The 25,118-nt window shown below is 72.7% G+C and carries 23 protein-coding genes; 12 read left to right on the top strand and 11 right to left on the bottom strand.

Annotated elements, in window-relative coordinates:
• The first annotated feature begins 9 nt into the window (after window positions 1-9).
• On the top strand, window positions 10-1,524 hold the full coding sequence (locus ACF1G2_RS25375) for a class I adenylate-forming enzyme family protein (RefSeq protein WP_391800456.1): 1,515 nt from the start codon (window positions 10-12) through the stop codon (window positions 1,522-1,524).
• Between the two features lie 40 nt (window positions 1,525-1,564).
• Here the strand turns inward: ACF1G2_RS25375 and ACF1G2_RS25370 are convergent, their stop codons facing one another.
• Both ACF1G2_RS25370 and ACF1G2_RS25365 read right to left on the bottom strand, forming a co-directional pair.
• Window positions 1,565-2,077 (bottom strand): EF-hand domain-containing protein, encoded by a 513-nt coding sequence (locus ACF1G2_RS25370; RefSeq protein ID WP_391800455.1) that lies wholly within the window; start codon window positions 2,075-2,077, stop codon window positions 1,565-1,567.
• A gap of 89 nt (window positions 2,078-2,166) precedes the next feature.
• The gene (locus ACF1G2_RS25365) at window positions 2,167-2,541 is read right to left on the bottom strand and encodes an STAS domain-containing protein (protein WP_352188791.1); all 375 of its coding nucleotides are present in this window, start codon (window positions 2,539-2,541) and stop codon (window positions 2,167-2,169) included.
• Window positions 2,542-2,781: 240 nt separating this feature from the next.
• Here ACF1G2_RS25365 and ACF1G2_RS25360 point away from each other — a divergent pair, with 240 nt between their 5' ends.
• The gene (locus ACF1G2_RS25360; RefSeq protein WP_391800454.1) at window positions 2,782-3,363 is read left to right on the top strand and encodes a sigma-70 family RNA polymerase sigma factor; all 582 of its coding nucleotides are present in this window, start codon (window positions 2,782-2,784) and stop codon (window positions 3,361-3,363) included.
• Entirely contained in the window at window positions 3,360-4,670 is a 1,311-nt protein-coding gene (locus ACF1G2_RS25355; protein WP_391800453.1) for a maleylpyruvate isomerase N-terminal domain-containing protein, read from the top strand. Before ACF1G2_RS25360 ends, ACF1G2_RS25355 begins: the two co-directional genes overlap by 4 nt.
• A gap of 13 nt (window positions 4,671-4,683) precedes the next feature.
• On the opposite strand, the gene purU is transcribed toward ACF1G2_RS25355, so the two are convergent.
• Together purU and ACF1G2_RS25345 are read right to left on the bottom strand one after the other, a co-directional pair.
• Window positions 4,684-5,535, bottom strand: coding sequence for a formyltetrahydrofolate deformylase (purU, locus tag ACF1G2_RS25350; protein WP_391800452.1), 852 nt, complete (start codon window positions 5,533-5,535; stop codon window positions 4,684-4,686).
• A 46-nt stretch (window positions 5,536-5,581) separates the two neighbouring features.
• Window positions 5,582-6,028, bottom strand: a complete 447-nt coding sequence (locus ACF1G2_RS25345) for a hypothetical protein (protein ID WP_391800536.1) — start codon at window positions 6,026-6,028, stop codon at window positions 5,582-5,584.
• Between the two features lie 203 nt (window positions 6,029-6,231).
• Between ACF1G2_RS25345 and ACF1G2_RS25340 the strand changes: the two genes are divergently transcribed.
• Window positions 6,232-7,518: an ABC transporter substrate-binding protein gene (locus ACF1G2_RS25340; RefSeq protein ID WP_391800535.1), complete on the top strand. Its 1,287-nt coding sequence runs from the start codon at window positions 6,232-6,234 to the stop codon at window positions 7,516-7,518.
• Window positions 7,519-7,572: 54 nt separating this feature from the next.
• Here the strand turns inward: ACF1G2_RS25340 and ACF1G2_RS25335 are convergent, their stop codons facing one another.
• Both ACF1G2_RS25335 and ACF1G2_RS25330 read right to left on the bottom strand, forming a co-directional pair.
• Window positions 7,573-9,129 (bottom strand): hypothetical protein, encoded by a 1,557-nt coding sequence (locus ACF1G2_RS25335; RefSeq protein WP_391800451.1) that lies wholly within the window; start codon window positions 9,127-9,129, stop codon window positions 7,573-7,575.
• A 180-nt stretch (window positions 9,130-9,309) separates the two neighbouring features.
• The gene (locus ACF1G2_RS25330; protein WP_391800450.1) at window positions 9,310-10,692 is read right to left on the bottom strand and encodes a transcriptional regulator; all 1,383 of its coding nucleotides are present in this window, start codon (window positions 10,690-10,692) and stop codon (window positions 9,310-9,312) included.
• Between the two features lie 267 nt (window positions 10,693-10,959).
• Here ACF1G2_RS25330 and ACF1G2_RS25325 point away from each other — a divergent pair, with 267 nt between their 5' ends.
• From ACF1G2_RS25325 to ACF1G2_RS25315, 3 genes are read left to right on the top strand one after another with little or no spacing between them, the layout of a single operon-like run.
• Window positions 10,960-11,637 (top strand): bifunctional DNA primase/polymerase, encoded by a 678-nt coding sequence (locus ACF1G2_RS25325; RefSeq protein WP_391800449.1) that lies wholly within the window; start codon window positions 10,960-10,962, stop codon window positions 11,635-11,637.
• 59 nt (window positions 11,638-11,696) lie between these two features.
• Window positions 11,697-12,578 (top strand): ABC transporter ATP-binding protein, encoded by an 882-nt coding sequence (locus tag ACF1G2_RS25320; protein WP_391800448.1) that lies wholly within the window; start codon window positions 11,697-11,699, stop codon window positions 12,576-12,578.
• On the top strand, window positions 12,575-14,188 hold the full coding sequence (locus tag ACF1G2_RS25315) for a transporter (RefSeq protein ID WP_391800447.1): 1,614 nt from the start codon (window positions 12,575-12,577) through the stop codon (window positions 14,186-14,188). The genes ACF1G2_RS25320 and ACF1G2_RS25315 overlap by 4 nt, the downstream gene beginning before the upstream one ends.
• A 159-nt stretch (window positions 14,189-14,347) precedes the next feature.
• Here ACF1G2_RS25315 and ACF1G2_RS25310 read toward each other — a convergent pair whose 3' ends face one another.
• Complete coding sequence (locus ACF1G2_RS25310; protein ID WP_391800446.1) at window positions 14,348-15,073, bottom strand: dienelactone hydrolase family protein; 726 nt, start codon at window positions 15,071-15,073, stop codon at window positions 14,348-14,350.
• Window positions 15,074-15,462: 389 nt separating this feature from the next.
• Here ACF1G2_RS25310 and ACF1G2_RS25305 point away from each other — a divergent pair, with 389 nt between their 5' ends.
• Entirely contained in the window at window positions 15,463-15,909 is a 447-nt protein-coding gene (locus ACF1G2_RS25305; RefSeq protein WP_391800445.1) for a subtilase-type protease inhibitor, read from the top strand.
• Between the two features lie 87 nt (window positions 15,910-15,996).
• Here ACF1G2_RS25305 and ACF1G2_RS25300 read toward each other — a convergent pair whose 3' ends face one another.
• Entirely contained in the window at window positions 15,997-16,392 is a 396-nt protein-coding gene (locus ACF1G2_RS25300; RefSeq protein WP_391800534.1) for a RidA family protein, read from the bottom strand.
• A gap of 105 nt (window positions 16,393-16,497) precedes the next feature.
• Between ACF1G2_RS25300 and ACF1G2_RS25295 the strand changes: the two genes are divergently transcribed.
• Both ACF1G2_RS25295 and ACF1G2_RS25290 read left to right on the top strand, forming a co-directional pair.
• Entirely contained in the window at window positions 16,498-17,511 is a 1,014-nt protein-coding gene (locus ACF1G2_RS25295) for a helix-turn-helix transcriptional regulator (protein ID WP_391800444.1), read from the top strand.
• 473 nt (window positions 17,512-17,984) lie between these two features.
• Window positions 17,985-18,533 (top strand): DUF1062 domain-containing protein, encoded by a 549-nt coding sequence (locus tag ACF1G2_RS25290; protein WP_391800443.1) that lies wholly within the window; start codon window positions 17,985-17,987, stop codon window positions 18,531-18,533.
• A gap of 62 nt (window positions 18,534-18,595) precedes the next feature.
• Here the strand turns inward: ACF1G2_RS25290 and ACF1G2_RS25285 are convergent, their stop codons facing one another.
• On the bottom strand, window positions 18,596-19,804 hold the full coding sequence (locus tag ACF1G2_RS25285) for a hypothetical protein (RefSeq protein WP_391800442.1): 1,209 nt from the start codon (window positions 19,802-19,804) through the stop codon (window positions 18,596-18,598).
• Window positions 19,805-19,890: 86 nt separating this feature from the next.
• Here ACF1G2_RS25285 and ACF1G2_RS25280 point away from each other — a divergent pair, with 86 nt between their 5' ends.
• Window positions 19,891-20,757, top strand: coding sequence for an arginase family protein (locus ACF1G2_RS25280; RefSeq protein ID WP_391800441.1), 867 nt, complete (start codon window positions 19,891-19,893; stop codon window positions 20,755-20,757).
• Here ACF1G2_RS25280 and ACF1G2_RS25275 read toward each other — a convergent pair.
• On the bottom strand, window positions 20,754-22,367 hold the full coding sequence (locus ACF1G2_RS25275) for a DUF4157 domain-containing protein (protein ID WP_391800440.1): 1,614 nt from the start codon (window positions 22,365-22,367) through the stop codon (window positions 20,754-20,756). The genes ACF1G2_RS25280 and ACF1G2_RS25275 overlap by 4 nt on opposite strands.
• Window positions 22,368-22,643: 276 nt before the next feature.
• Between ACF1G2_RS25275 and ACF1G2_RS25270 the strand changes: the two genes are divergently transcribed.
• Window positions 22,644-23,870, top strand: a complete 1,227-nt coding sequence (locus tag ACF1G2_RS25270) for a serine hydrolase domain-containing protein (protein WP_391800439.1) — start codon at window positions 22,644-22,646, stop codon at window positions 23,868-23,870.
• 38 nt (window positions 23,871-23,908) lie between these two features.
• Here ACF1G2_RS25270 and ACF1G2_RS25265 read toward each other — a convergent pair whose 3' ends face one another.
• Window positions 23,909-24,760 (bottom strand): alpha/beta fold hydrolase, encoded by an 852-nt coding sequence (locus ACF1G2_RS25265; RefSeq protein ID WP_391800438.1) that lies wholly within the window; start codon window positions 24,758-24,760, stop codon window positions 23,909-23,911.
• Window positions 24,761-25,118 lie beyond the last annotated feature (358 nt).

Below are 25,118 nucleotides of genomic sequence, written 5' to 3'. Positions count from 1 at the left end.
GGGAACGTCGTGACCGACACCGCACACACCCTGGGCACCTCCCGCACCCTCTGGGAGCTCGTCGAGCGGCGGGCCGCGCTCACGCCCGACCGGCCCGTCCTCCTCCAGGGGGACCGCGCCCTGACCTTCGGCGAGCTGCGCGAACGAGCCGAGCGGTGCGCCGCCGGACTGTACGGGCGGGGAGTGCGGCCGGGCACCGTCGTGGCCTGGCAGCTGCCCACCCGGATCGAGACCGCGGTGCTCTCCTTCGCGCTGGCCCGCATCGGCGCCGTGCAGTCCCCGGTGATCCCCTTCTACCGGGACCGCGAGGTCGGCTTCGCGCTGCGCGAGTCGAAGGCCGAGTTCTTCGCCGTGCCGGGCGTCTGGCGCGGCTTCGACCACACGGAGATGGCCCGCCGGCTCGGCGCGCGCGGGGTCTTCGAGGCGTACGACTCCCTGCCCGACGGGGACCCGGACGTCCTGCCGCCCCCGCCGGCCGACGGGACCGGCGTGCGGTGGATCTACTGGACCTCCGGCACGACCTCCGACCCCAAGGGGGTCCTGCACACCGACCGCTCGCTCATCGCGGGCGGCTCCTGCCTCGCCCACGCGCTGCGCCTGACCGCGGACGACATCGGCTCGATGGCCTTCCCGTACGCGCACATCGCCGGGCCCGACTACACGGTGATGCTCCTGCTGTACGGATTCCCGGCGGTGATGTTCGAACAGTTCGCGCTGCCCGAGGCGCTGGCGGAGTACCGCAGGCACGGGGTGACCGTGGCGGGCGGCTCCACCGCCTTCTACTCGATGTTCCTCGCCGAGCAGCGCAAGCAGCCCGGGCGGAAGCTGATACCGAGCCTGCGGCTGCTCGCGGGCGGCGGGGCGCCCAAGCCGCCGGATATCTACCACGCCGTCGTACGGGAGATGGGCTGCCAGCTCACCCACGGGTACGGCATGACCGAGGTCCCGATGATCACGATGGGCTCGCCGGACGACACGGTGGAGAACCTGGCGACCACCGAGGGCCGGCCGCCCGCGGGCATGGAGATACGGATCGCCGACGGCGGGGAGGTCCGGCTGCGCGGCGAGGCCGTCTGCCAGGGCTATCTGGACCCGGCGCAGAGCGCCGCCGCCTTCGACGAGGACGGCTTCCTGATCACCGGCGACGTGGGCCATGTGACCGCGACCGGACATCTCGTGCTGACCGGACGGATCAAGGACATCATCATCCGCAAGGGCGAGAACATCTCCGCCAAGGAGATCGAGGACCTCCTCCACCTGCATCCGGCGGTCGGCGACGCGGCCGTCATCGGCCTTCCGGACCCCGACCGCGGCGAACGCGTCTGCGCGGTGGTCGAGCAGCCCCCCGGCGCGGGCCCGCTGACCCTGGCGGGGATCATCGCGTTCCTGCGCGAGCAGGGGCTCTCCGTCCACAAGCTGCCGGAGCAGCTGGAGGTGGTGGAGGCCCTGCCCCGCAACGACGCCCTGCGGAAGGTGCTGAAGTACAAGCTCCGCGAGCGGTACTCCGGCACTCCCACCCCGTGAAGGCCCCCGTGAGAGCCCCCGGGAGGGGCCTGATCCGTGCCTACTCCGTCATGAAGTAGCGGGCGAACGCCGTCACCGCCTGCTCCTCGTCGACCGCGCCCGAGGCGACGGTCGGCAGCTTGCGGGCGCCCAGCGCGGCGCCGACGGGGGCGATGCCGAGGGCCAGCAGGGCTCGTTCCACGTCGGCGGGGGTCGTGGCGATGGCGAGGACGGCGTGCAGGAAGGGCCGGGCGATCTCGGCGAAGCGGTCGGGGTGGTCGTGCAGACGCTTCACCGCACCGCCCGCGAACTCCTCGCGGCTGACCTTCTGGTCGCCGTCGACGTCGGCGATCCCCGCCATGCCCTGCCAGAAGGCCTCGGCGCCGTCGGCGAGCGCCTGGCCCCGGTCGGAGCGGAAGGACACGCCGAACTCCGCCAGGACGCGTTTCGCCGCCGTACTGAAGTCCTCGCGCGAGATGGTCCCGTCGCCGTCCTGGTCGAAGGCGGCGAAACGGGACGCGATCCGGCGCTGGTAGACCTCTCCGGGTCCCTGCTCGGGTTCCATGGGCTCCATTCCGGGAGGGTACGACGAGACGGGCCACCGTGCCGAGGGGGCGGCGGGGCGGACGCGGGTGCGTTGCCGGGCGTCCTCCGAGGCAGGCCCTAGGCGGAGAGCGGCTGGGCCTCGTCGTCGACGGCGGCCTCCGCGTCGCCGTACACGTCGAAGAGGCGGCGCACGCCCAGCGCGGCGAGGACCCGGTTGACGTGCGAGGCGTCCTCCGAGCCCCGTGCGGGCAGCACGACGCGCAGCCGACCGCGGCAGGACCGCATCAGACGGCGCGAGGCGATGAGCACGCCCACCCCGCTGGAGTCGCAGAAGAGCACGCCCGAGAGGTCGAGGACCACGTCGTGGCGTCCGCCCGCGACGGCGTCGTGGACGCGTCTCCTGACCAGGGGTGAACTCAGCAGATCCAGCTCTCCGCGGATCCGCAGGACGGTCCAGGGGCCCTGCTCGTCTTCGTCGACGTCGAGGTTCACGCGATCGCGCCCTTCAAGCGGAAGCAGTCGTTCAAGCGGAGGCAGTCGTTCCCGTGCCCTCCCGCTGCCCAGGCGCGGCGTGCCGAAACCCCTCGTCCCGTGGATGGCGCTTTCCTTACCATCCGGTACCTCCCCGAGGGCGCAGTTGTCCCAAAGCGGAGTGCGCCGTCGGACGGGCCACTACTTTGGACGGAGAACTCGGGTCGGGAGGGCCGCGGAAGAGCACCGGAGGGTCGACGGATGGCGAAGGACACACCACCGCGCTGGGACCGCAGGATGCAGCAGCGGCTGGCGCGGGGTGAGGCCGCCGCGCTCGGCGAGCTCTACGACCGGTTCGCCTCGCTGGTGCACAGCCTCGCCCACCGGGTCCTGGACGACGACAGGGCCGCCGACCAGGTCACCCGCGAGGTCTTCGGCTACATCTGGGAGAACCCCGACGCCTACGACCCGAAGCAGGGCAACATGCGCTCGTGGGTCGCCAGGCTGACCCAGCGGCAGGCCGTGCACCGGCTGCGGGAGACCGAGGCCACTGCGTTCGCGGAGACCGGCGAGGGGTCGGCGGAGGAGCTGGAGCAGAAGGTCCGCCAGGCCTCGGTCGCCGCCCGCGCCGACTACATCGTGACGTCGATGCCCGCGCCGCTGCGGGCCGCCCTCGAGCTGGCGTACTTCCAGCGGCGCGACTACCGCCAGACCGCCGCGGATCTCGGGGTGACCGAGGACGAGGCGCGGCGCCGGCTGCGGCTCGGGCTGCAGCTGCTGTCCACGGCGAACACCCGCCCGCTGGAGGGGTCCTCGCCGCCCGGTTACGGACGCTCTCTGTGAACGGGCCCGACGACACGCCCGACGAGGTGGCGCGCGCTCCCCGGATACCGGGACCGCGCGTCGCGGCGGACGACCACGCGGACCTGACCGGGGACGTCGCCGTGACCACGCCCGAGCCGGCCGGGGAACCCGAACCCGCTCAGGCGCCCGCGCCGCCTCTCCCGGCACCGACACCGACACCGACACCGATGCCGACGCCACCGGCACCGCCGCCCCACAGCGTGCTCAAGTCCCTCCTCGGGGCGTGGGCGCTGTCGGCGTGCTCGCCGGAGGAGACACAGGCGGTCGAGGACCATCTGACCGTGTGCGCCCCGTGCGCCGACGAGGCGCTGCGGCTGCGGGACGCGGTCGGCCTGCTCCACTCCGAGCGTGACCTGGACCTCGACCCGCTGCTGCGCTCCCGGGTCCTGGAGAACTGCCTGGGGCGCCGTCCCGCCCGTATCCCCGTGCCCGCCTGGGCGGCTCCGTACGACGCGGAGACCGCCCGGCTCGACGCGCTGCTGCGGGACATCGGCGACTCGGAATGGCACGCGCCGGTACGCCTGAAGTGGTTCGAGGGCGAGCGAGGCGTGAGCCGTCGGACGACCGTGGCCGGGGTGATCGGCCATCTGCTGACGGTGGACGGCCTGGTCGCCACCTCCCTCGGCCTGGACGACCCGCTCGGCCCGAAGGCGACGGAGGTGTCGCCGCAGGAGCGTACGGAGGCGTACTGGCAGGGCTCGTACCATCCGCCGACGCGCGGGGTCCGCGAGCCGTGGCGCGAGCAGAGCCACACACTGATCCGCACGGTGTCGTTCGCGGGGCGGGGCGTGGCCGACCTGACGGTGACGTACGGCGACTTCGCGCTGCCGATGCGGGACTCGCTCCTCGAGCGGGCCTTCGAGTGCTGGGTGCACGCGGACGACATCGCGAACGCGGTGGCGTATCCGTACGAGCCGCCGAGCGGCGCGCATCTGCACGGCATGATCGACCTGGCGGCGCGGCTGCTCCCGGCGGCCCTGGCCGGCCGGCGCCGCGCGGGCCTGGCCTCCCCGCCGCGGCAGCTGGTCGCGGCGGGCGCGCCCGGTCGCTCGCTCCATCTGGAGGTCGAGGGCTCGGGCGGCGGCCACTGGTACATCGCCCTGGACTCCCCGGCGGCCGTCGGCTCCCCGGACCACGCGGTGGCCCAGGTGGCGATGGACGGCGTGGAGTTCTGCCAGCTCGTGGCGGGCCACGTCCCGCCCGAGGAGGCGGCGGCCGGCCAGGACGGCGACCGCGAGGCGATCCGTGACGTCCTGTTCGCGGCAGCCGGCCTGAGCCGCCTCTAGCGGGGCCGGGCCCTTACGCGAAGACGACCGTGCGGCGGCCGTTCAGGAGGATCCGGCGTTCCGCGTGCCACTTCACCGCGCGGGCCAGCGCCTGGCACTCCACGTCGCGGCCGACCGCCACCAGCTGGTCAGGGGTGACCTCGTGGCCCACCCGCTCGACCTCCTGCTCGATGATCGGGCCCTCGTCGAGGTCGGCCGTCACGTAGTGGGCCGTCGCGCCGATGAGCTTCACACCGCGCGCGTGCGCCTGGTGGTAGGGCTTGGCGCCCTTGAAGCTCGGGAGGAAGGAGTGGTGGATGTTGATGATCCGGCCCGACAGCTGCTTGCACAGGTCGTCGGAGAGGACCTGCATGTAGCGGGCGAGGACGACCAGCTCGACGCTCTCGGTGCGCACGAGCTCCAGGAGTTCGGCCTCCGCCTCCGGCTTGTTCTCCTTCGTGACCGGAATGTGCCGGAACGGGATGCCGTACGAGCCGACGAGCTCGGAGAAGTCCGTGTGGTTGGAGACCACCGCGACGATGTCGACGGGCAGCGCCCCGATCCGCGAGCGGAAGAGCAGATCGTTCAGGCAGTGGCCGAACTTCGACACCATCAGCACGACGCGCATGCGCTCGTCGGCCCGGTTGATGTGCCAGTCCATCGCGAACGAGTCGCCCACCGCCGCGAAGCTCGCCCGGAGCTTCTCCACGGTCACCGGCTCCTCCGCGGAGAAGTGGACGCGCATGAAGAACAGGCCCGTGTCCCGGTCCTTGAACTGCTGACTGTCCTCGATGTTGCAGCCCGTGATGAACAGATAGCTCGAAACGGCGTGCACGATGCCCTGTTTGTCCGGGCAGGAAAGCGTGAGGACGTACTGGTCGGTCATCCCCGTAGGGTGCCACACCGCGCAACGGCGGCAGGGCCCGCGTCCGTCAGGCGGACCGCGTGATGATACGGAGGACGTCCAGGGAACGAGGGGGCGTGTCGGGGTCCTCGCCGTCCGCGGACGCCATCCGTATGTGTGCCTCACGGGCGGCCCGTACGGCCTCCGGCCACCCGTGGTGCTCCATGTACGCCGAGAACGGCGCGTCCGGCCCCACCTGGTGCATGATCCGCAGCACCCGCAGCACGGCGACGTCCACCAGGGCGGCCTCGCCCGAGTCGCGGAAGATCGTCCCGACGTACTTCTCGGCCGACCAGTTGTCCAGCCAGGTGTCCTCCACGAGGCGGTAGACGGCGTCGGTGACGTCGCCGTACCCGTCGTGGCCGGCCAGCCAGGTCGTCTCGTGGAACCCGGGGTCGGAGAGCATGTGCAGCGCCGAGCGCACGTTGCTGCGCCAGCGCCACCAGGGCAAGTCGTTGAGCGGCATGCCGCCCATGGTGGAGGAGCGACGGCCGCGACGGGAAGAGTTCACCGAACCCGAGACTGGACTGGACACCGTTCGATCGTACGTTCCCTTCCAAGATCGGCGGACCGGGCCCCTCCCGAGCGGCTCCCGGCCCCGTCAATTCACCTTCACGTCACTTCCTGTTGAACCATGCACACTTCTGCGTTACCCGTGAGGCGGAATTGTGCATGGCCATGACCGGTAGGCGACTGACCTCACTCCTCGCGTATGTCACGACGGCGGCGGCCGGGGCGTCGCTGCTCACCGGCTGTGGCGTACTCCCTGGGACCACGGGGGGATCCAGGGAGCCCGTCACGGTGATGACCTGGGCCCCCGACGGCACCCGGGCCACCAACCAGCCCGGCATGCCCGCCATGGCGCAGGCCTTCGCCCGCTGGGTCAACGCCTCGGGCGGCATCGACGGCCACGAGCTGAAGATCCTCACCTGCAACGAGAAGAACACCTCGTCGGGCGCGGCGGACTGCGCCCGCCGCGCCGTCCGCGAGGACGTCGTCGCCGTCGTCGGCTCGTACAGCCAGAACGGGCGCGCCTTCATGGCCCCGCTGGAGGCGGCCGAGATCCCGTACATCGGCGGCTACGGCATCTCCGAGGACGAGTTCACCAGCCCGCTCTCGTACCCCGTGAACGGCGGCCTCGCCTCGCTCATGGCCGGTCACGGCCGCCAGCTCGCCGAGTCCTGCCGCAAGGTCTCCCTCGTACGCCCCGACACCCTCGCCGGGGACAAGCTGCCCGACCTGCTCAACTCGGGCCTGCGCAAGGGCAGTCACGACGGCGCGGTCGACATCCCGGCCGTCGAGGACGCCGCCGAGTACACCACGCAGGCCGAACGCGCCCGCGCCAAGGCCGGCGGCAAGGACGGCTGCGTGGCCGCCGTCCTCGGCGAGCGCACGCAGACGTTCTTCGACTCCTTCCGCCGCCTGCCCGGGGACGAGGACGGCGAGAGCGGCCCGGACGACGGCAAGGGCAGGGACGACCTCCGGATCTCCTCCGTGCTCGGCAGCGTCAGCCAGCCTCTCGTCGACCGCACCGGCGGCGCTCACAGTCCCTTCGAGGGCGCGTACGTCACGGGCTGGTACCCGGAGGCGAACGACACGCGCTGGGCGCCGATGCGCAAGGTGATCAAGGAGCACGCGTTCGCCGACAACCGGGTCGACCCGACCGACGCCGGCGTCCAGACGACGTGGATCGCGTACACCGTCCTGAAGAAGGTCATCGAGTCGCTCGACAGCGAGACGATCACGGCGGGCGCCGTCGCGCACGCCCTGGACCGCGGTGTCCAGATCGACACCGGCGGCCTCACGCCCGAACTGCGCTGGCGCTACGAGGACATGCTCGGCGCGCCCCGCTTCCCCCGGATCGTCAACCACGAGGTGACGTTCCAGGTCGTCCGCAAGGGACAGCTCGTGGCGCAGAAGCCCGGCTTCGTCGACGTCGGCGAGACCGTCCTCAGCGCCCCGTAGCGCCGACGACCGGCGCCCGGGGCCCGGGGCCGCGATGCGGCCCCGGGCGCCCTCCTACAGCTGGGTCGGAGCCCGCTTCGACAGCCCGTACTTGTCGGCGGTCGGGTTCCAGAGCGAGGCGGCCTCGCGCTTGGCGATCGTGGCGTCGGAGCTCTTCTTGCCCGCCTCGACCGTGTGCGTGGTCCCGCGGGCCTTGCCGCCCTTGCAGAGCTTCTTGTTGCCCTTCACCTGGTCCGCCCAGGCGGCGTAGTGGTCGTCGGCGGACGCCGAGGCCTGCCAGGCCTTGGTGAGGGCGGCGGTCAGGGCCGCGTTGTCCGGCAGCTTGTCCACGGTCAGGCCCTGCAGCCGGGTCACCAGGGCGCGGCGCTGCCCGGCGGCGTCCCTCAGATCGGTGGCGGCCTGGTCGAGGTTCTTGCACTGCTTGATGCTCTCGACCGAACGGATCACCGCGTCACGGCTGTTGTTGCTGTCGGCGAGCAGCTTGTCCAGCTCCTTCGCCTGCGGCTCGGCCGGGTCGGCGGCCGCCTTGCCGGTCGGCTCGGCCGAGGGAGCGCCGGAGCTGGCGGCCACGTTCTGGGCGGGCCCCTTGCCCTTGTCCTCGTCCCCGCCGCTGAGCAGCGCCCCGGCGCCGAGGCCGACGACCGCGCAGCCGACGACCACGGCGGCGATCAGCGCGACGGGCGACCTGCGGCGCGGCTCGGGCTCGTCGTCGTACTCGTCGTCGTACCCGCCCTGGAAGGGGGGCGCCGCGGCGGTCTGCTGGAACTGCCGCTGCGGCTGCTGCTGGCCGTACGGGGGCTGCTGGAACTGCGGCGGCATCTGCTGCTGCCGGGCCTGCTGCGGCTGCTGCGGCATGTGCTGCGTCGCGTCGCTGCGGAAGAGGTTGTCGAACTCGGCGGGCGGCTGCCGCTCACCGTGCGTCTGCGCCGGTACGGGAGCGATGTACTGGGTCGCGTCCGAGGCGCCCGCGGGCTGCTGCTGCCGCCCCAGGGGGCCGGTGCCGAGGAACTGGGTGTCCGAGCCGCCGCCCGCCGCGACGGGAGGGATGTGCTGTGTCGCCTGCATGTCACCCGCGGACGGTCCGGGGCCGGAGAGGCCCGGAGCGTTGTGGCCGGGCATCGGCTGTCCGGCGCCGGGGTGCGTGGGGGCGGCGGGCGGGTAGCCGTAGCCGCCCTCGGGGCCGGGCTGAGCGGGCGCTGCCTGGTGCGGGTATCCGTAACCGCCGGGCGGCGGGGTGTGGGACGGCAACGGCTGCCCGCCCGGTATCCGGCCCTGCGTCCCCGGCATCGCGCCGGGCATCGGCCCCGGTCCGCCGGCGGGCGGGCCCTGCGGCGGGACCGGCGCGAGGTACTGCGTCGCCTGCATGTCCGCGGCCCCGCCGGGTCCGGCCTCGGGCGGAAGCGGCTGGGCCGGCGGCATCGGCTGCGAGGGCTGGGGCTGCTGTCCCTGCGGTCCACCACCGGGACCCCAGGCGCCGCCCCACGGCAGGCCGCCGGCCGGGCCCGCGCCCTGGCCGGTCTCCACGCCGCCCTCCGCGGGCAGCACGACACCTTCGTGCGTGGGCCGTACCGCCGGATACTGCGGCTCCGGACCCTGTCCGCTCTGCGTCACCGGGACTCCTACTGATGGACCTACGGAATCGTCGGTTCACGCTACCGGGTGCGTCCGGCGCCGCGCACACGTGTGTGAGCCCGGTAACAGACGCACAACGCGACCACCGTCAACTGCCGTACCGGCGCGCCCCGATCGCCCCACAGCACGCACTGTGACGGTGACGCCCATCACACCAGGTCACGCCGCATGCAGCTCCAGCCGCGCGCCGAACTCCCGCACCACCGACTCCCCCGCGAACGGCTCCAGTCGCTCCTTGAGGTCGTCCAGGTACTCCGCACCGCGCGAGGACCGCAGCGTCGCGAGGAGTTCGAGTGCCCGCGTCCCCGTGTGGCAGGCCTGCTCCACCTCGCGCCGCTGCACCTGCGCCGAGGCGAGCAGCACCAGACCGATCGCCCGCCGCCTCGCCCGCGTGCCGGGATGGCCGGCGAGCGACTCCTCCGCCGCCCGCGCCGCCGCCTCCGCCTGCCCCAGATCCCGGTGGCAGTGCGCCAGTTCGTCGGCGAGGTACGCCCGGTCGAAGTGCGCGATCCACGACGGGTCGTCACCCGACTCCGGATCAGCCCGCTCCATGGCCCGTACGGCGCGGCCCGCGACCGCCTCGAAGGCGTGGGCGTCCCCGAGCAGCGCGTGGCCCCGGGCCTCCGCCGCGTAGAACATCGCCTCGGCCCGCGGTGTCACCCGCCCCCGCGCGCCCTCCTGCGCCGCCCGCGCCAGCTGCGCGATCTCCCGCGGGTTCCCGAGCTGGGCGGCCAGATGGCTCATCGACGCGGCCAGCACATAACCGCCGTAACCCCGGTCTCCCGCGGCCTGCGCGAGCCTCAGCGCCTGGATGTAGTACCGCTGCGCGAGCCCCGGCTGCCCGGTGTCCACGGCCATGTACCCGGCCAGCTCCGTGAGCCGCGCCACCGCCGCGAACAGCTGCCGCCCGACCGCCTCCCGGTACGAGCCCGAGAGCAGCCCCGCCACCACGCTGTTCAGGTAGTGCACGACCACCGGCCGGACATGACCGCTGCCGAACCGCCGGTCCAGGTCGACCAGCGCGGCCGTCATCGCCCGGACCGCCTCCACGTCCGAGACCCCCACGCGCGCCCCGGCCGACCGGGCCACGTGCGCGTCCGCGCCCGTGATCAGCCAGTCCCGGCTCGGCTCCACGAGCGCCGAGGCGGCCACCGTGGAACCGGAGAGGAAGTCCCGGCGCCCCACGTCGCTGCGCCACAGCTCGCAGACCTGCTCGATCGCGCCCAGCACGGTCGGCGAGAACTGCAGCCCGACGCCCGCCGCCAGGTTCCTGCCGTTAGCCATCCCGATCTCGTCGATCGTGACCGTACGGCCCAGCTTGCGCCCCAGCGCCTCCGCGATGATCCCCGGCGCCCGCCCGCGCGGCTGCTGCCCGCGCAGCCAGCGCGCCACCGACGTCTTGTCGTACCGCAGGTCGAGTCCGCGCTCGGAGCCGACCATGTTCACCCTGCGGGCGAGACCGGCGTTGGAGCACCCGGCCTCCTGAATGAGCGCCTGCAGCCGTTCGTTCGGCTGACGGGCGACGAGTGGCCTGGCTGACATGACTACCCCCTGAGGCCGGCGTGATCGAAGAGAACTGATCACTGCCCGGCGGATATCCGGTCAATGCCGATGTGAACACGCGAAACCGGACGCATCGGCCACGGGCAGCCGGCCGACACCCCCCACCACTGGCTACCCCGCCACCGCTCGCCGGCCCCACGCGCGCCCCCGTCCGTGCACCCATGCGCCCCGCCGTGCAGGATCGATGCTCCACAGCGCGCCGCACGCCGCCCGTAACCCCAGGTGACGGCGGGAGTTGAGTTCACCGTGGAAGAGACCATCGGAGTCACGGAAGCCGCACAGATCCCCAAGCAGCGAGGCGAGCAGCTGCTGGACAGCGCCGTGCGGTATGCGGAAGAGCGGCACTGGGACGTGTTCCCGGGGACCTGGCTGGAGGCGGTCGAGGGCCGGGAGCGCTGCTCCTGCGGCGCCGACGCGTGCGCCTCCCCCGGCGCGCACCCGGCCAGGCCCGACTGGTCGACCCAGGCGACCGGCAGCGCGGTCGGCGCGCGGCGCATGTGGTCGAAGCAGCCCAAGGCCTCGATCCTGCTGCCGACCGGCCGCACCTTCGACGCGATCGAGGTGCCGGAGTCGGCGGGCTTCCTGGCGCTCGCGCGGATGGAGCGGATGGAGCTCACCCTCGGCCCGGTGACCTGTACGCCGGAGCGCCGGATGTTCTTCTTCGTCCTGCCGGGCGCGGCAACCAAGGTCCCCGATCTCGTCCGCAAGCTGGGCTGGGCCCCGGCCTCGATCGACCTGACCACGCGCGGCGAGGGCTTCTACGTGGCGGCCCCGCCCACCCGCGTCGGCGGTCACGGCGCGGTGCAGTGGGCCCGGCGGCCCACCCCGGCGAACCGCTGGCTTCCGGACGCCGAGGAGCTGATCAGCGCACTCGCGTACGCCTGCGGGCGGGAAGCGGCGGCCGAGAGGGCTCGCAGGCCTTAGGGGTGCCCTCTAGGGTGTGCCCGTACGGAGTACGGGGACGACCGGAGGGTTGACGGACCATGCCTGACCAGGCATTTGACGATGTATACGAAGAAGGCGGCGCCGCACGGGCGGACGCCGCGACGGCGGGCGGCGCATCCGGGGCGGACGGTGATGCGGTGCCCGCCGTCCGTGTCGAGGGGCTCTGGAAGCGCTTCGGGCAGCAGGTCGCCGTCAACGGGATCGACCTGGTCCTGCCCGCGGGCAGGTTCATCGGTCTCGTCGGCCCCAACGGCGCGGGCAAGACCACCACTCTCTCCATGATCACCGGCCTCCTCCGGCCCGACGCGGGGCGGGTGCTCGTCGCGGGGCACGACGTCTGGCGCGACCCGGAGTCGGTGGCCCGGGTCAAGGCCAGGATCGGGATCCTTCCCGAGGGGCTGCGGCTCTTCGAGCGGCTCTCCGGCCGCGAACTCCTCGCGTACAGCGGGCGGCTGCGGGGGCTGCCCGGTGCGGAGGTCGACAAGCGGGCCGCCCAGCTCCTCGACGTGCTCGACCTGTCGGGGGCGCAGAACAAGCTGGTCGTGGACTACTCCACCGGTATGCGCAAGAAGATCGGGCTCGCCGCCGCGCTGCTGCACAACCCCGAAGTCCTCTTCCTCGACGAGCCGTTCGAGGGCGTCGACCCGGTGTCGGCGCAGACCATCCGGGGCGTCCTGGAGCGGTACACCGGCTCGGGCGCGACCGTCGTCTTCTCCAGCCATGTGATGGAGCTGGTGGAGTCGCTCTGCGACTGGGTCGCCGTGATGGCCGCCGGCCAGATCCGCGCCCAGGGACCGCTCGCGGCCGTCCGGGGCGACGCGCCGTCGCTGCAGGCCGCGTTCCTGGAGCTGGTCGGCGCCAACGGGCGGGAGGCGGCCGGGGACTCCCTGGACTGGCTGGGCGGCGGTACCGCCCGATGACCACGGCCTCCCCTCCCGACTCCCTGACCTCCGTCTTCGTCCGGCTCAAACTGTCGCTGCTGCGCAACGGGCTGCGGCAGTCGGCCGGCCGGACCGCCGCGTACATCGTCTCGATCGTGATCACTGCCGTCTTCGCGGCGGCGATGGTCCTCGCGTTCGTGCTGATGCGCGGCAGCGCGGACGCGGACTCGATCGTGATCCTGCTGACCGGTGTCCTCGCGCTGTCGTGGGCCGTGATGCCGCTCTTCGTGCCGGGCGGCGACGAGACGCTCGACCCGTCACGGCTCGTGATGCTGCCGCTGCCCCCCCGGCCGCTGGTGCGGTCGCTGCTCGTGGCCTCGCTGGTGGGCACCGGCCCGGCGTTCACCCTGCTCATAGGGGTGGGTGCGGCTCTCGCGCTCGCGCGGGGAGCGGCCGGCGTCGTGGTGGCGGTCCTCGCCGTGCCGCTCGTCGTCCTGGTGTGCGTGGCGCTCTCGCGGGCCGTCGCCGCCGCCAACGTACGGCTGCTGACCTCGCGCAAGGGCCGTGATCTCGCGGTGCTGAGCGGTCTGTTGATCGCGGTCGGCATCCAGGTGGTCAACTTCGGCGCGCAGCGGCTCAGCCGCGCCGGCGGACTCTCGTCGCTCGAACCGGCCGCCGAGGTGGTGGGCTGGCTGCCGCCGGCCTCGGCGATCGCGGCGGTGGACTCGGCGAGCGAGGGCGACCACGCGGTGGCGGCCGTCCAGCTGCTGCTGACCGTCGCCGTTCTCGTGGCGCTGCTGTACTGGTGGCAGCGGAGCCTGGTGAAGCTGATGACGACACCGGACGGTTCGACGATCGGCGCGTCGTCGGAGTCGTCCGGCCGGGACCGGTCGGGTACGGGACTCCTCGGGCGGCTGCTGCCGGGCGGGCGTACGGGAACGGTGATGGAGCGCACCCTGCGCTACATCGCGCGCGATCCGAAGACGAAGGCGGCCTGGATCACCTCGCTCGCGATCGGCGCGATCGTGCCGCTCTTCAACGCCGTCCAGGGCACGGGCTCGATCTACTTCGCGTGCTTCGCCTCGGGGATGCTCGGCATCCAGATGTACAACCAGTTCGGGCAGGACACCTCGGCGTTCTGGATGGTCGCCCAGACGATCTCGACGACGAGGGACGCGTACGCCGAACTGCGGGCGCGGGCGTTCGCGCTGCTCCTGATCACCCTGCCGTACACGGTCCTGGTGACGGCGGCGACGGCGGCGGTGCTCGGCGACTGGTCCTCCCTGCCGGAGGCGCTGGGCCTGGCGTTCGCCCTGCTCGGCGCGATGCTGGCGACGGGGGCGGTGACCTCGGCGAGCTTCCCGTACTCGATCCCGCAGGACAGCGCGTACAAGAACGTCGCGCCCGGGCAGGGCAGTCTGGCGTGGATCTCGATCTTCGGCGGAATGATCGGGGGCGCGCTGCTGTGCGCCCCGGTGATCGGGGCGACGATCTACCTCCACCTCGCGGACGAGGAGTCCCTGCTCTGGATCCTGCTGCCGGCCGGAGCGCTGTACGGCGCGCTGATCGCCTGGGGCGGCCTGAGACTGGCGGCCCCGCGGACGGCGAACCGGCTGCCGGAGATCCTCTCGGCGGTCAGCAAGGGATGACGGGGCCGTGCGGGCGGCGGGTCCGGTGACCGGCCGCCCGCACGGGCTTCCGCGCGGGCGGCCGCCTGTCAGCAGGCGCCGCCCAGGCCCCGCCCAGGCCCCACCACTCGCCGCCGGCGCGCTCAGCCGCCGCGAGGCTCGTACCTCGGGCGCGTCGGATCAACCCGTGACGGGCAGGCACTCGGCGAGCAGGGCGACGATGTCATGCCAGGCTCGCTGTGCGTGCCGTGGGTGATGGCCGACGCCGGGAGGCACGCTGTGGTCGACCGTCGGGTGGTGGAAGGCGTGAAGGGCTCCTCCGTAGACCACGAGGCGCCAGTCGACGCCGGCGGCCTGCATCTCTTCGGTGAACGCGATCCGTTGCGCGGGCGGCATGATCGGGTCTTCCGACCCGACCCCGGCCCATACCGGGCAGCGGATGCGGGCCGCCTCGCCCGGTCGGCCCGTGGTCAGTGCGTTGACGGTCCCGATCGCGCGCAGGTCGACGCCGTCGCGACCGAGCTCCAGCGCAATCGCGCCACCGGTGCCGTAGCCGACGGCGGCGATCCGGTCGAGGTCGGCCCGTGGTTCGGCGCGCAGGACGTCGAGCGCCGCGTGGCCGATGCCCCGCATCCGGTCGGGGTCGTCGAGCAGCGGCAGGCAACGGGCCAGCATGTCCTCGGGGTTGCTGAAATAGCGCCCGCCGTGAATGTCGAAGGCAAGCGCCACGTACCCCAGCTCGGCCAGAGCCTCGGCCCGGCGGCGCTCGACATCGCTGAGCCCCGTCCCCTCGGGTCCGATCAGGACTGCGGGCCGGCGCTCGGCACCGGCCGGGAGCGCGAGGTGTCCGATCATCGTCAGGTCGTCGGCCGGGTATTCGACCGCACGGGTTGTGATCGTCGTCATGCCACTGGACGGTAATGACCGTTGTGCCCGGTCGGGGTGGTGTTCACCGATGGCGGAGTGATCTGTCCCGACCGCACCACCTGGACACCGGACCATGATCGTTCTCGGCGCCGAACGCCGTACCGGTATCCCCCGAGGCCAGCTTCCGGTCGAACAGAGCCTCAGACAGCTGCTCCAATTTCGAACAAATTCTGCATCACCGCAGCTCAGACGGTCGTTCGAGATTGCACGACCATCCGTGGAGCGCTCTCGACCAGGCCGCGCACCCGCCCCCAACAGGCCGAACGTTCGGTCGTGACCGGAAAGCGGCGAAGGATGTGCGATCACCCTCCGCAGCAACAAGACTCCGAGGCGCAATCAGGAAGCACTCGTCTCGAAGGGACACCCCCGTGCGTTACGTCCTCCGCAACACCGCCCTCACCACGGCTCTCGCCACCGGCCTCGCCCTCGTCGGCGTCGCCGCGACGTCCGGCAGCGCCCAGGCCGAGCCGTCCGGGCTGTACCCGCCGTCGGCACTCGTCCTCACGATCGGCAAGGGCGAAGACGCGGCGACGGCGACGATCGACCGGGCGGTCACGCTGAACTGCGCCCCGACCGCGTCCGGCACCCACCCCGCCCCGAAGTCGGCCTGCGCCGACCTGAAGACGATCAACGGCGACTTCGCCCAGCTGGGCACCGCCTGGAGCAGCTCCGCGCCCTGTACGCGCATCTGGGAGCCGGTCACGGTCACCGGCGAGGGCGTCTGGGAGGGCAAGCGGATCAACTGGTCCGCCACGTACGGCAACACGTGCGAGATGCGCAGCGGGCTGGCGAAGACCGCGGTCTTCTCGTTCTGACCCGTAGAACACACAGCGCAGCGGCCGTCGGAAGGGCATCCCGACGGCCGCTGCCGTGTGCGCGGTCCTGGCCGGAGGCGCCTCACCTCACGCGACGGCGGTTCCCTCCAGCTCGATCATCTGGCCGGGGATCGCCAGCCGGGCCACCCCGAGCATGGTCGTGGTCGGCGCGACCCCGGCGGCGGCGAGGCGCGCTGCCAGCGTGCCGTAGTGCCGGAAGAGCAGGTCGACGTCGGTCGTGTAGACGTTGAGCCGGACCAGGTTCGCGACGGACATGCCGGCCGCGCCGAGCACGGCCTCCAGGTTGGCGACGCTCAGCGCGAGCTGCGCCGCCATGTCGCCCTCGTGCCGAGGTCTGCCGTCCTCGCCCATCGCGGTCTGCCCCGAGATGTAGAGGGTCCGGGTGTGCCCGGAGACGACCTCGCCCTGGTTGAACCCCATGTCCACCGACCAGGTCACCGGGTTGACCGCCGTTCGTTCCATCGCCACGTCAGCTCCATTCGTCTCGGGGAGAGTTGTGTCAGGGAGCCTCGCAAGAAATCACGACACCCTCCGTCACGTATTCCGGCGCTCGGTTAAGGTCCTCGCATGCGCGCCGACCGGCTGGTCTCCCTGGTGCTCCTGCTGCGCGGGCGCGGCCGGCTGACCGCGGAGACACTGGCCCGCGAGCTGGAGGTGTCCACCCGTACCGTGCTGCGCGACATCGAGGCGCTGTCGGCGGCCGGTGTCCCGGTCTACTCCGAGCGCGGGCGGCACGGCGGCTTCGCGCTGCTGCCCGGCTTCCGGACCGAGCTCACCGGGCTGAACCACGACGAGGCCCTCGCGTTGCTGACCGCCGCGTCGGGGCGCGGCGAGCGGGCGTTCGGGCTCGGGCCGGCACTCGCCTCGGCCCGGCGGAAGGTGGTCGACGCGCTGCCCGAGAGCCACCGGGCGACCGCGAGCGACGCGGCCAGGCGGATTCTCGTCGAGCCGGAGACCGACCTGCTCTCACGCCGGCAGACCGCCGACGAGGTACCCGTCGCCACGATGGCCGAGGTGCGGCGCGCCGTGCTCGCCGGGCACAAGCTGCGCATCCACTACGCGGCCACGGGCCGGCCACCGCAGTGGCGCACGGTGGACCCCATCGGCCTGGTGACCGTACGCGACCGGGGCTACCTGCTGGCCACGCGAGCCGGCGCGGACCGCACCTACCGGCTGTCGCGGGTGCTGGCCGCCGAGGAGCTCCCGGAGACGGCGGAGCGCCCGGGCGGGGTCGACCTCGCCCGGATCTGGCGGGAGCGCGCCGCGCGGTTCCTCTCCGACGACCACCTCACCGTGCAGGTACGGGTGGACCCGGCGCGCCGGGAGGAGCTCCTGGACACCGCGCTTGCCGTCCGCGCGGAGGAACCCGACGCGGACGGGCTGCTGCGGCTGGAGGTGACGTACCAGGACGCCCGGCACGCCGAATGGGCGCTGTGGCAGCTCGGCCCGGACGCGGAAGTCCTGGCCCCGGAGTCCCTGCGCACCGCCCTCCGCACCCGAGCAGCCACCATGGCCACCCGCTACGGCGACAGCGCCGGCCCGTCCACGCCTCGGCCACCCGCGCGGAGGACGCCCGGATGACGGCGGTCTTCACCGGAAGGCTGTCGTCCACCGTCCGCCCAGGGACATCGGTTCAGTTGGCGGACGCCAGGGCCCCCGTGGATGGCCCGGAGACTGAAGAACGATTCTGCGCGGGGTGTCATCGGACAGGGCGACTACCCGTGCCAGGCGCTCCCTTCAGGCGTGCCCTCGATCTGGGACGGCAGTTCATGCACGAGCGGCAGCCCGCCCTGGACGCCCTCCGGGAGCCGCGACCTGACCCTCGTCACCCTCCGCGTCCAGGGCCGGTAGCCCCGCCCCGTACACCCCGCGAAAAGCGGTGGATCGGCACCACCGTTCGCCCGTACCGTGCTGCCGAGCCACGTCGCCGAGCCAAAGGCAGGCCCTTGTACACCGTGTGAGAACCCCCCGAGCGCTGAACCGTCGCGCGTCGCGCCCTGCGTGCGCCGCGCTCCTTCTTGCTGCGGATTTCTCACTGAAACCGGTGTACTCCTGTGCTCAACAGCTGGGTGGTCATGCCCACCTGCCTTCCTGTCGTCCTCCGCCGCTGCCACAGCTGCGGCTCCGAACGCTTCCGGCCGAACGGCAGGTTCCGCGTCAACGCGAACCACAAGCTGCTCGACGCCTGGCTCCTCGTGCTCTGCACCTCCTGCGGGGATACGGCGAAGCTCACGGTCCTGGAGCGGGCGCACGTCCGCTCCGTACGACCCGAGCTGCTCGACCGGATGCACGACAACGACCCGCGCCTGGCGGCCGAGTTGCTGCAGGACCCGCTCCTACGGCGCCGCAACCGCGTCGCCCTCGACTGGGACGGGGCCTGGCGCCTCGACACCGGCGGACGGGATCACCTGGGCGGCGACGCCGTCGACGTCTCGGTACGCTTCGCCGCCCGGATTCCCGTACGGCCGGTCCGGCTGATCGCCGAAGGCTTCGGTCTGTCACGGGCCGAGGTCGAGCGACTGATCGCGGAGGGCAGGCTCGTCTCGGCGGACCGGCTGAGCGGCCGGCTCTCCGGCGACTTCGCCTTCCTGCTCAAGCGCTGAGCCCTCCACGGGAGCAGAGGTCTGTCCGGCGGCGACCGCCGCCGGACAGACCCGAGGCCCGCCTAGTCCTGCCAGTGGAAGAGCGCCGTGTCGACCGTGACGGCGTTCCGTCCGCCGAAGTAGTAGACGCAGAGGTCCGTGACCCGGATCGCGCCCGTGTCCCCGTCGATCCAGCGGAAACCCGCCGCCTCGAGCGCGCGCCGGGCGGCCTCCGAGAACTCGTACTCGGCGGTCGCGAACGGGCCGAGGGTGCTGATCAGGAGCCGGTCCCCACCGGCCTCGACGACGTGGTACGTCCCGTCCCCCTGCTGGTTGTCCTCGCCGCAGGAGACCGGCGGCTTCGGCGCCAGGCCGGCCTCGGTGAGGGCGGCCGTCGCCCGGCGGAGCTGGTCGTCCACGTCGACGCGGGCCGGCGGCTCGGCGCAGACGGCCTCGAGCCGCCACCGCGGGTCGCTCAGGCGCTCGCAGCCGGGACCGTACTCGTGGACGATCGGGCCGCGGAGCTCCTCGTCCAGGCCCTCGACCTCGACCCGGGGGCGCCCCAGGCGCTCGTAGACCGCACGGGCCTCGGCCCTGTCCTCGGTGAGGCGGTACAGCGCGTACGCCGCCCAGACCTTCGCCTCGGTCGTCGCCGCCTCGTCGAGGCAGGCGCGCAGACGGTCCGCGTCGGTCGCGAGCGACTGCGCGGCGTGCGCGACCCCGCGGTCCGGGTCCGCGAACGCGTAGGTCACGTCCTCGTCGGCGCGGTACCGCATCCAGACGCGGAACTCCCGGTCCTGGGGGCGCTCCTCGCCGAGTTGGGCCAGGATCGCCTCCGCTCCGTACCGGTCCACGAGACCGTCCAGACCGGCGTCGCCGGCGTCGCGGGAGTGCCGCCACGGCGAGGCGGCGATCGTCGCCAGCTCCCGCGCGGCCGTGCGGTCCCCGAGCAGGCCCCGCGCCTTCAGGAATGCGTCGCCCATGCCGTACGCGGTGTCGGACGCGCGGTCCTCGTGCCGCAGCCACGGCAGCAGCTCCGTCCGGTCGGCGAGCAGGTCGAGGAGGGCCCTGCGCACCTCGGGGGTCTCCTGGGGGTCCTGGACGCGCGCGATCAGCCCGGGGACGGACCGCTCGGGGACCCGGCCGGTCAGCGCGATCACGCACGGCCTGCGGCGCCACCACGGATTCCCGGGGTCCGCCACGTACCGTGCGAGTTCCTCGGCGTCGACCTCCCGCAGACCTGCGGTGTCGGCGGATCCGGCCTCCGGTATCAGGGCCCCGATGCTTCGCATCCGGGGATGCTACTGCCCCGGCAACGCCCTGGGCAGGCCCATTTCACCGGCGCGCACGGTCCGCCCGATGGGGACACCATGGACGTATGACGCTGCCCGGCGAGCGTGGCCTCGCCGTCGTCGAGGCCCCGTCCGTGCTCGGGTTGCGGCCGTCCGGTGTCCAGGAGCTGCCGGATGCCGTGCTCGGCGGAGTGGCTCGGGTCGCGCGGGTCGAACCGCCCGCGTACGACCCGGTGAGGGACCTCGGGACCGGCGTGCTCAACCCCGGCGGGATCGCGCGGTACTCCGTACAGCTGGCCGACACCGTCGGCGAGGTGCTCGACTCCGGGCGCTTCCCCGTCGTCCTGGGCGGCGACTGCAGCATCCTGCTCGGCAACCTGCTCGCTCTGCGGCGCCGGGGTCGGTACGGCCTGCTGTTCCTCGACGGGCACACGGACTTCTACCAGCCGTCCGCAGAGCCCACCGGCGAGGTCGCGTCCATGGAACTCGCCGTCGCCACCGGACGCGGCCCCCGCATGCTCGCCGACCTGGAGGGGCGGGGGCCGCTGGTGCGGGACGAGGACGTCGTCGCGTTCGGCTTCCGGGACGCGGACGAGTCCGCCGCGGCGGGGAGCCGGCCGCTCCCGCCCCGGCTGTACGCCCTCGACCTCGACGACGTGCGCGCGGCCGGGGCGGGCGAGGCCGCGCGCGGCGCCGTCGCCCGGCTCGCCGAACGGGAGGGCTACTGGGTCCACCTCGACGTCGACGTCCTGGACGACACGGTCATGCCCGCCGTCGACTACCGGCAGCCCGGCGGGCTGAGCTGGGCCGAGCTGGAGGACGTGCTGAGGACGGCCCTGGGCCACGAGCGTGCCGTCGGCTTCGACGTCACGATCTTCAACCCGCGGCTCGACCCCGACGGGACGATCGCCGCCCGCCTGACCGCCTGCCTGCGGCGGGCCCTGGCGGTCTAGGGGGTGCTGCGTCCGAGGATGTCGGCGAACACGATCACGGCGGCGCTCTTGCCGTACTTCTCCTCCTTCTCCGACGCGTAGTCGCCCTTCCTCACGAGCACCTGCTTGATGTTGATCCTGGTTCCGACGGGGAAGGTCATCTCCTGCTCGGACGCGTTGTTCTTGCCGAGCGACCTTCCCTGGTGCTCGGCAGGCAGGCCGAACTCCCAGACGACCTCCTTGCCCGCCACATACGTGTGGGTCAGCGGATCGCCGAAGGTCGTCGACAGGATCGCCGGCCATTCGATCGTCTGGTTGAGCGTCACGTAGCCGCCGTCCGGGTGGTTCTCGTCCTGCTTCAGGATCCCCTCGAACGAGTCGTAGATGTACTTGCTGTCGCCGCGCACCACCTGGCCGTCGGCGTTGGCCGGCGGCGTCTCGAAGTCGCTCCACACGCCGTTGATGCGGGCGAAGATGTCGTACGTGTTCCGGAGGTGCTGCGCGTCCCATCCCTCGACCGTGTCGTCGGTCGCGTAGTTCCGGGCGACGGCCAGGCGCTTCCACGCGTCGAGGACCTGCGTCTCCTTCGCCTGGAAGGAGAACTCGGGGGACGCGATCTCGGAGGGGCTGTAGCCGACCTCGCCGAGTGCGGCGAGCAGCGGGTTGATCCGGCGGTAGTCCGCGCTGAGGTAGTTCTCGCCGAGGTTGAGGTCCTGCTGCTTCTGCTTGGCGGCGAGGACCGCCGGATCGAGCTCCTGCGCGCGGGACTCGAGGTAGGCCCTGCGGGACTCCTCCCGGCCTTCGGCCGTTCCCCAGTCCTTGGCGACCGGGGACACACGGACCTTCTTGCCGCCGTCCTCGGGGGCGACGAGATAGGACCCGAAGCTGAATCCGGCGATCGAGTAGCCCATCGGACTGTCCGCGTCGTCCTCGTGCTTGACGACGGGCGTCCCCTTCGCCAGACCCGGAGCCAGGACGCGCTGGACGGCCGCCTCGCCGCCCGTCCCGGTGGAGTGGTCGTGCGCGTCGTGGGCGTGGTCGTGCGCGTCGTGGGCGTGGTCGTGCGTGTCGTGGGCGTCGTCGGTCGGTGCCGGGCCGGACATCGCGCGGACGGCGTTGGCCTCGGCCTCCCGCTCGAACCTGTCCGAGGGGTCACTGACCTTGAGACCGTCGCCCGTCTCGGTGCCCGCGACAGGTCCCTTGCGTTGCTGGATCACATGGGTCAGCTCATGCGCGAGCGTGTGCTTGTCCCCGCCGCCCCTGCCGACGACGACGTGGTTCCCCGAGGTGTAGGCCCGGGCACCGACATCGGCGGCCGAGCGCTGGGCCGCCTGGTCGGAGTGGATGCGTACGTCGGAGAAGTCCGCTCCGAGCCGGGCCTCCATCTCGCCGCGCAGCGAGGGTTCGAGCGGCCGACCCCGCGAGCCGATCACCTGGTGCACGGAGGAGCGCTGCACCATCCGCGTCACCGCCGCGTTGCCCACGCTGCGTTGCAGCGCGGCGAGCGAGTCCGGGGCGGGTACGGAGGCGCCCGGGGCCGTCGACTCGCTCTCGGCCCGCGGCCGGCTGCGGGCGCCCCGGGACGCGGCGGCGGGCCGCCCCGGCTCTTCGCGTTCGCGTTCGCGTTTCATCCTGGCTCCTGTTGCTGGGCGGCTTGCCTCCACTCCTAGCACCGGGGGCAGACCGCGCGAGAGGGCTGTGAAGGCAAGGCCGAGGGCAGACATCGCCGCCCCCGCGTCCCGACGGCGGCTCCCGTACGGGTCCGGTCCGGACTGCGGGGCGGGGGGGCCGGTCCGGGTCCGAACGAGTGGACTCACCGGGGGCCGTGGGCGTGGAAGGAGCGTGCGCGGCCGCCGCAGGGGTCACGTTGGCGTTCCTGATCCTGAACCGGAAGAGGCGCCCCCGACATGCGACGTACCCCCTCCCGCAGACTCTTCGCCGCAGCGCTCCTCGTGGCGTCCGTGCTGGCCCCCATGGCCACCGCTCCCGCCACCGCCGTACCCGTGTCCGCCCCCGCCGGCACCGGACACCACCGCGGCGAGGAGTGCCGGGACGGCGGTCTCGGACCCGAGCTGACCGCCCGTCTGGACAAGGCCATCGAGGACGCGCGTGCGCAGGCCGGCATCCCCGGCGTCGTCGCCGGGGTGTGGATGCCGGGCAAGGGCTGCTACGTCCACGCCACCGGTGTCGCCGACAAGGCCACCGGCAGGCCGATGACCACCTACGGCTCCGTGCGGATCGGCAGCGAGACCAAGACCTTCACGGTCACCGCGCTCCTGAAGCTCGTCGACGACGGCAGGATCGGCCTCGACGACCCGATCTCCCGCTACGTCGACGGCGTTCCCAACGGCGCCGCCATCACCCTTCGCCACCTGGCCGAGATGCGCAGCGGCCTCTTCCCGTACACCTCCGACCCGGACTTCATCGATGATCTGGAGAGCCACCCGAGCCGCCGGTTCACACCGCACGAGGTGCTCGCGTACGGCTACCGGCACGACAACACCTTCGCGCCGGGGGCCCGGTTCGAGTACTGCAACAGCAACCTCGTCCTCCTCGGCCTCGTGATCGAGAAGGTCACCGGCCGGCGTCTCGCCGACGTCATCGACCGGCGGGTGCTGCGCCCGGCGGGCCTTCGGGAGACGCTGTTCCCGCACGCGGCGGAGTTCCCCGAGCCGCACCCGCGCGGGTACACCGACCAGACGCCGGACGGCTCGGTCGTCGACTCCACGGACTGGAACCCCAGTTGGGCCTGGGCGGCGGGTGCGATGATCTCGGATCTGCACGACCTGCGCCGCTGGGCGAAGGTCGTCGCCACCGGCGAGCTGCTCAGCCCGGAGACCCAGGCCGAGCGGCTCAGGACGCTGCCGACGGGCATCCCCGGCACGAGCTACGGCCTCGGCATCTTCGAGACCGACGGCTGGATCGGGCACAACGGCTCGATCCCCGGCTACGAGACCGTGACCGTCTATCTGCCCTCGCAGAAGGCGACCATGGTGCTGATGCTCAACACGGACATCACCTCCGCGGGCCAGGAGCCGAGCACGCTGATCGCCCGGGCGGTCACCCAGGTCGTGACGCCCGACAACGTCTACGACCGGCCGGTCCCCCCGCCGCTGAGCGGCTCGGCCCACTAGGCGCCGCTGCGGGGACGCAGCCCCGCAGGGACGCGGGCCTAAGGAGTCAGGACGCCGTTGAGGAACGGCTCGATCGCCGTCCGCCAGGCGTCCGGGTGGTCGTAGTGGAGGAGATGACCGGCGTCCGGAATCTCTGCGTACGCCCCGCGCGGGAGGACGCGGACCATCTCCTGGGCCTCGGCGCGGCCCAGCTCGCCGTCCAGGCCGCGGACGATCAGCGTCGGGCAGCGGACCTGGGCGAGCGAGTCCCAGTGGGCGTCGTGGACCCAGGTCTCGCGGGAGGTGAGCATCTGGGCGGGGTCGAAGACCGGGTACCAGCCGTCGGGGCGCTCGGTCATCACCTCGGCGAAGAACTCGCCGCGCGCGGGGTTCGGCCGCTCGACCCAGGGGTCCTCGTCGCCGAACCACCGCCGTACGCCGTCGAGCGAGGGGAACGGCACCGGCCAACGGCGGAACCAGTCCTGCCACTCCCGCTGCGAGGCGGCCCCGAGGGCCGAGGCCCGCATGTCGCAGACGACCAGGGCCTGGACGAGATCGGGGCGCTCGGCGGCGAGCTGCCAGGCGGTGAGCGCGCCCATGGAGTGGCCGACGAGGGTGACGGGGCCGAGGCCGAGCTGCTCGACGGCGGCGGCCGCGTCGGAGACGTACGCCTCGCGGGTGAAGGGGCCCGCGGGGGGCTTGTCGCTGAGGCCGTGACCGCGCTGGTCGAGGGCGACGACGCGATGCCGCCCGGCCAGCCAGCGGGCCGTGGGGGCCCAGTGGGAGGCGCGGCCCATCAGGCCGTGCAGGAGTAAGACTCCGGACCCGGTCGTACCTGCCTGCTCTTCCGTGAACTCCCAGGCCGCCAGGCGTACGCCGCCGGCCCCGGTGACGTCGAGTCGTCGCACCATGTTCCCTGGCACCCCCTCTTTCCCATCGAGCGTGTCGAGCACCGCCAGACTATCGAACCCATATTCGAAAATGGGGTTCTGCCACGTAACACCCCTCGTTCGAGTGACCGCGCTCAAGGATTGACGAGCGCCGCCGAGGGGAGATCTTCAGCGGGAGGCGGACCGCTCGGGGAAAACGGTCCGAGGGGAATGACCCTGGGAGCTCGGGGCTCCGGGTCAGCACAGGGGAGGACAGGCCCCGGCGCCGATGGGCGCCGGGGCCCTCTGTCTGTCGGCACACCGCCCCGGACGACTCCATCGCACCCACCCCTCCCCGGCCGTACGGCTGCCCCCAGCGTGGCACGCCGAGGGCCACGGG

It is taken from the genome of Streptomyces sp. NPDC013457 (assembly GCF_043089925.1).
Lineage (GTDB): Bacteria > Actinomycetota > Actinomycetes > Streptomycetales > Streptomycetaceae > Streptomyces.
This window is presented reverse-complemented; position numbering and strand designations above follow the sequence as displayed.

What these genes read in the sequence shown, in the direction of transcription:
- ACF1G2_RS25275 (WP_391800440.1), bottom strand. Translation starts at nt 22,367, where the DNA reads ATGAAACGCGAACGCGAACGCGAAGAGCCGGGGCGGCCCGCCGCCGCG.
- ACF1G2_RS25330 (WP_391800450.1), bottom strand. Translation starts at nt 10,692, where the DNA reads ATGTCAGCCAGGCCACTCGTCGCCCGTCAGCCGAACGAACGGCTGCAG.
- ACF1G2_RS25270 (WP_391800439.1), top strand. Translation starts at nt 22,644, where the DNA reads ATGCGACGTACCCCCTCCCGCAGACTCTTCGCCGCAGCGCTCCTCGTG.
- ACF1G2_RS25285 (WP_391800442.1), bottom strand. Translation starts at nt 19,804, where the DNA reads ATGCGAAGCATCGGGGCCCTGATACCGGAGGCCGGATCCGCCGACACC.
- ACF1G2_RS25280 (WP_391800441.1), top strand. Translation starts at nt 19,891, where the DNA reads ATGACGCTGCCCGGCGAGCGTGGCCTCGCCGTCGTCGAGGCCCCGTCC.
- purU (WP_391800452.1), bottom strand. Translation starts at nt 5,535, where the DNA reads ATGACCGACCAGTACGTCCTCACGCTTTCCTGCCCGGACAAACAGGGC.
- ACF1G2_RS25360 (WP_391800454.1), top strand. Translation starts at nt 2,782, where the DNA reads ATGGCGAAGGACACACCACCGCGCTGGGACCGCAGGATGCAGCAGCGG.
- ACF1G2_RS25295 (WP_391800444.1), top strand. Translation starts at nt 16,498, where the DNA reads ATGCGCGCCGACCGGCTGGTCTCCCTGGTGCTCCTGCTGCGCGGGCGC.
- ACF1G2_RS25320 (WP_391800448.1), top strand. Translation starts at nt 11,697, where the DNA reads ATGCCTGACCAGGCATTTGACGATGTATACGAAGAAGGCGGCGCCGCA.
- ACF1G2_RS25300 (WP_391800534.1), bottom strand. Translation starts at nt 16,392, where the DNA reads ATGGAACGAACGGCGGTCAACCCGGTGACCTGGTCGGTGGACATGGGG.
- ACF1G2_RS25265 (WP_391800438.1), bottom strand. Translation starts at nt 24,760, where the DNA reads ATGGTGCGACGACTCGACGTCACCGGGGCCGGCGGCGTACGCCTGGCG.
- ACF1G2_RS25310 (WP_391800446.1), bottom strand. Translation starts at nt 15,073, where the DNA reads ATGACGACGATCACAACCCGTGCGGTCGAATACCCGGCCGACGACCTG.
- ACF1G2_RS25340 (WP_391800535.1), top strand. Translation starts at nt 6,232, where the DNA reads ATGACCGGTAGGCGACTGACCTCACTCCTCGCGTATGTCACGACGGCG.
- ACF1G2_RS25370 (WP_391800455.1), bottom strand. Translation starts at nt 2,077, where the DNA reads ATGGAGCCCATGGAACCCGAGCAGGGACCCGGAGAGGTCTACCAGCGC.
- ACF1G2_RS25315 (WP_391800447.1), top strand. Translation starts at nt 12,575, where the DNA reads ATGACCACGGCCTCCCCTCCCGACTCCCTGACCTCCGTCTTCGTCCGG.
- ACF1G2_RS25345 (WP_391800536.1), bottom strand. Translation starts at nt 6,028, where the DNA reads ATGGGCGGCATGCCGCTCAACGACTTGCCCTGGTGGCGCTGGCGCAGC.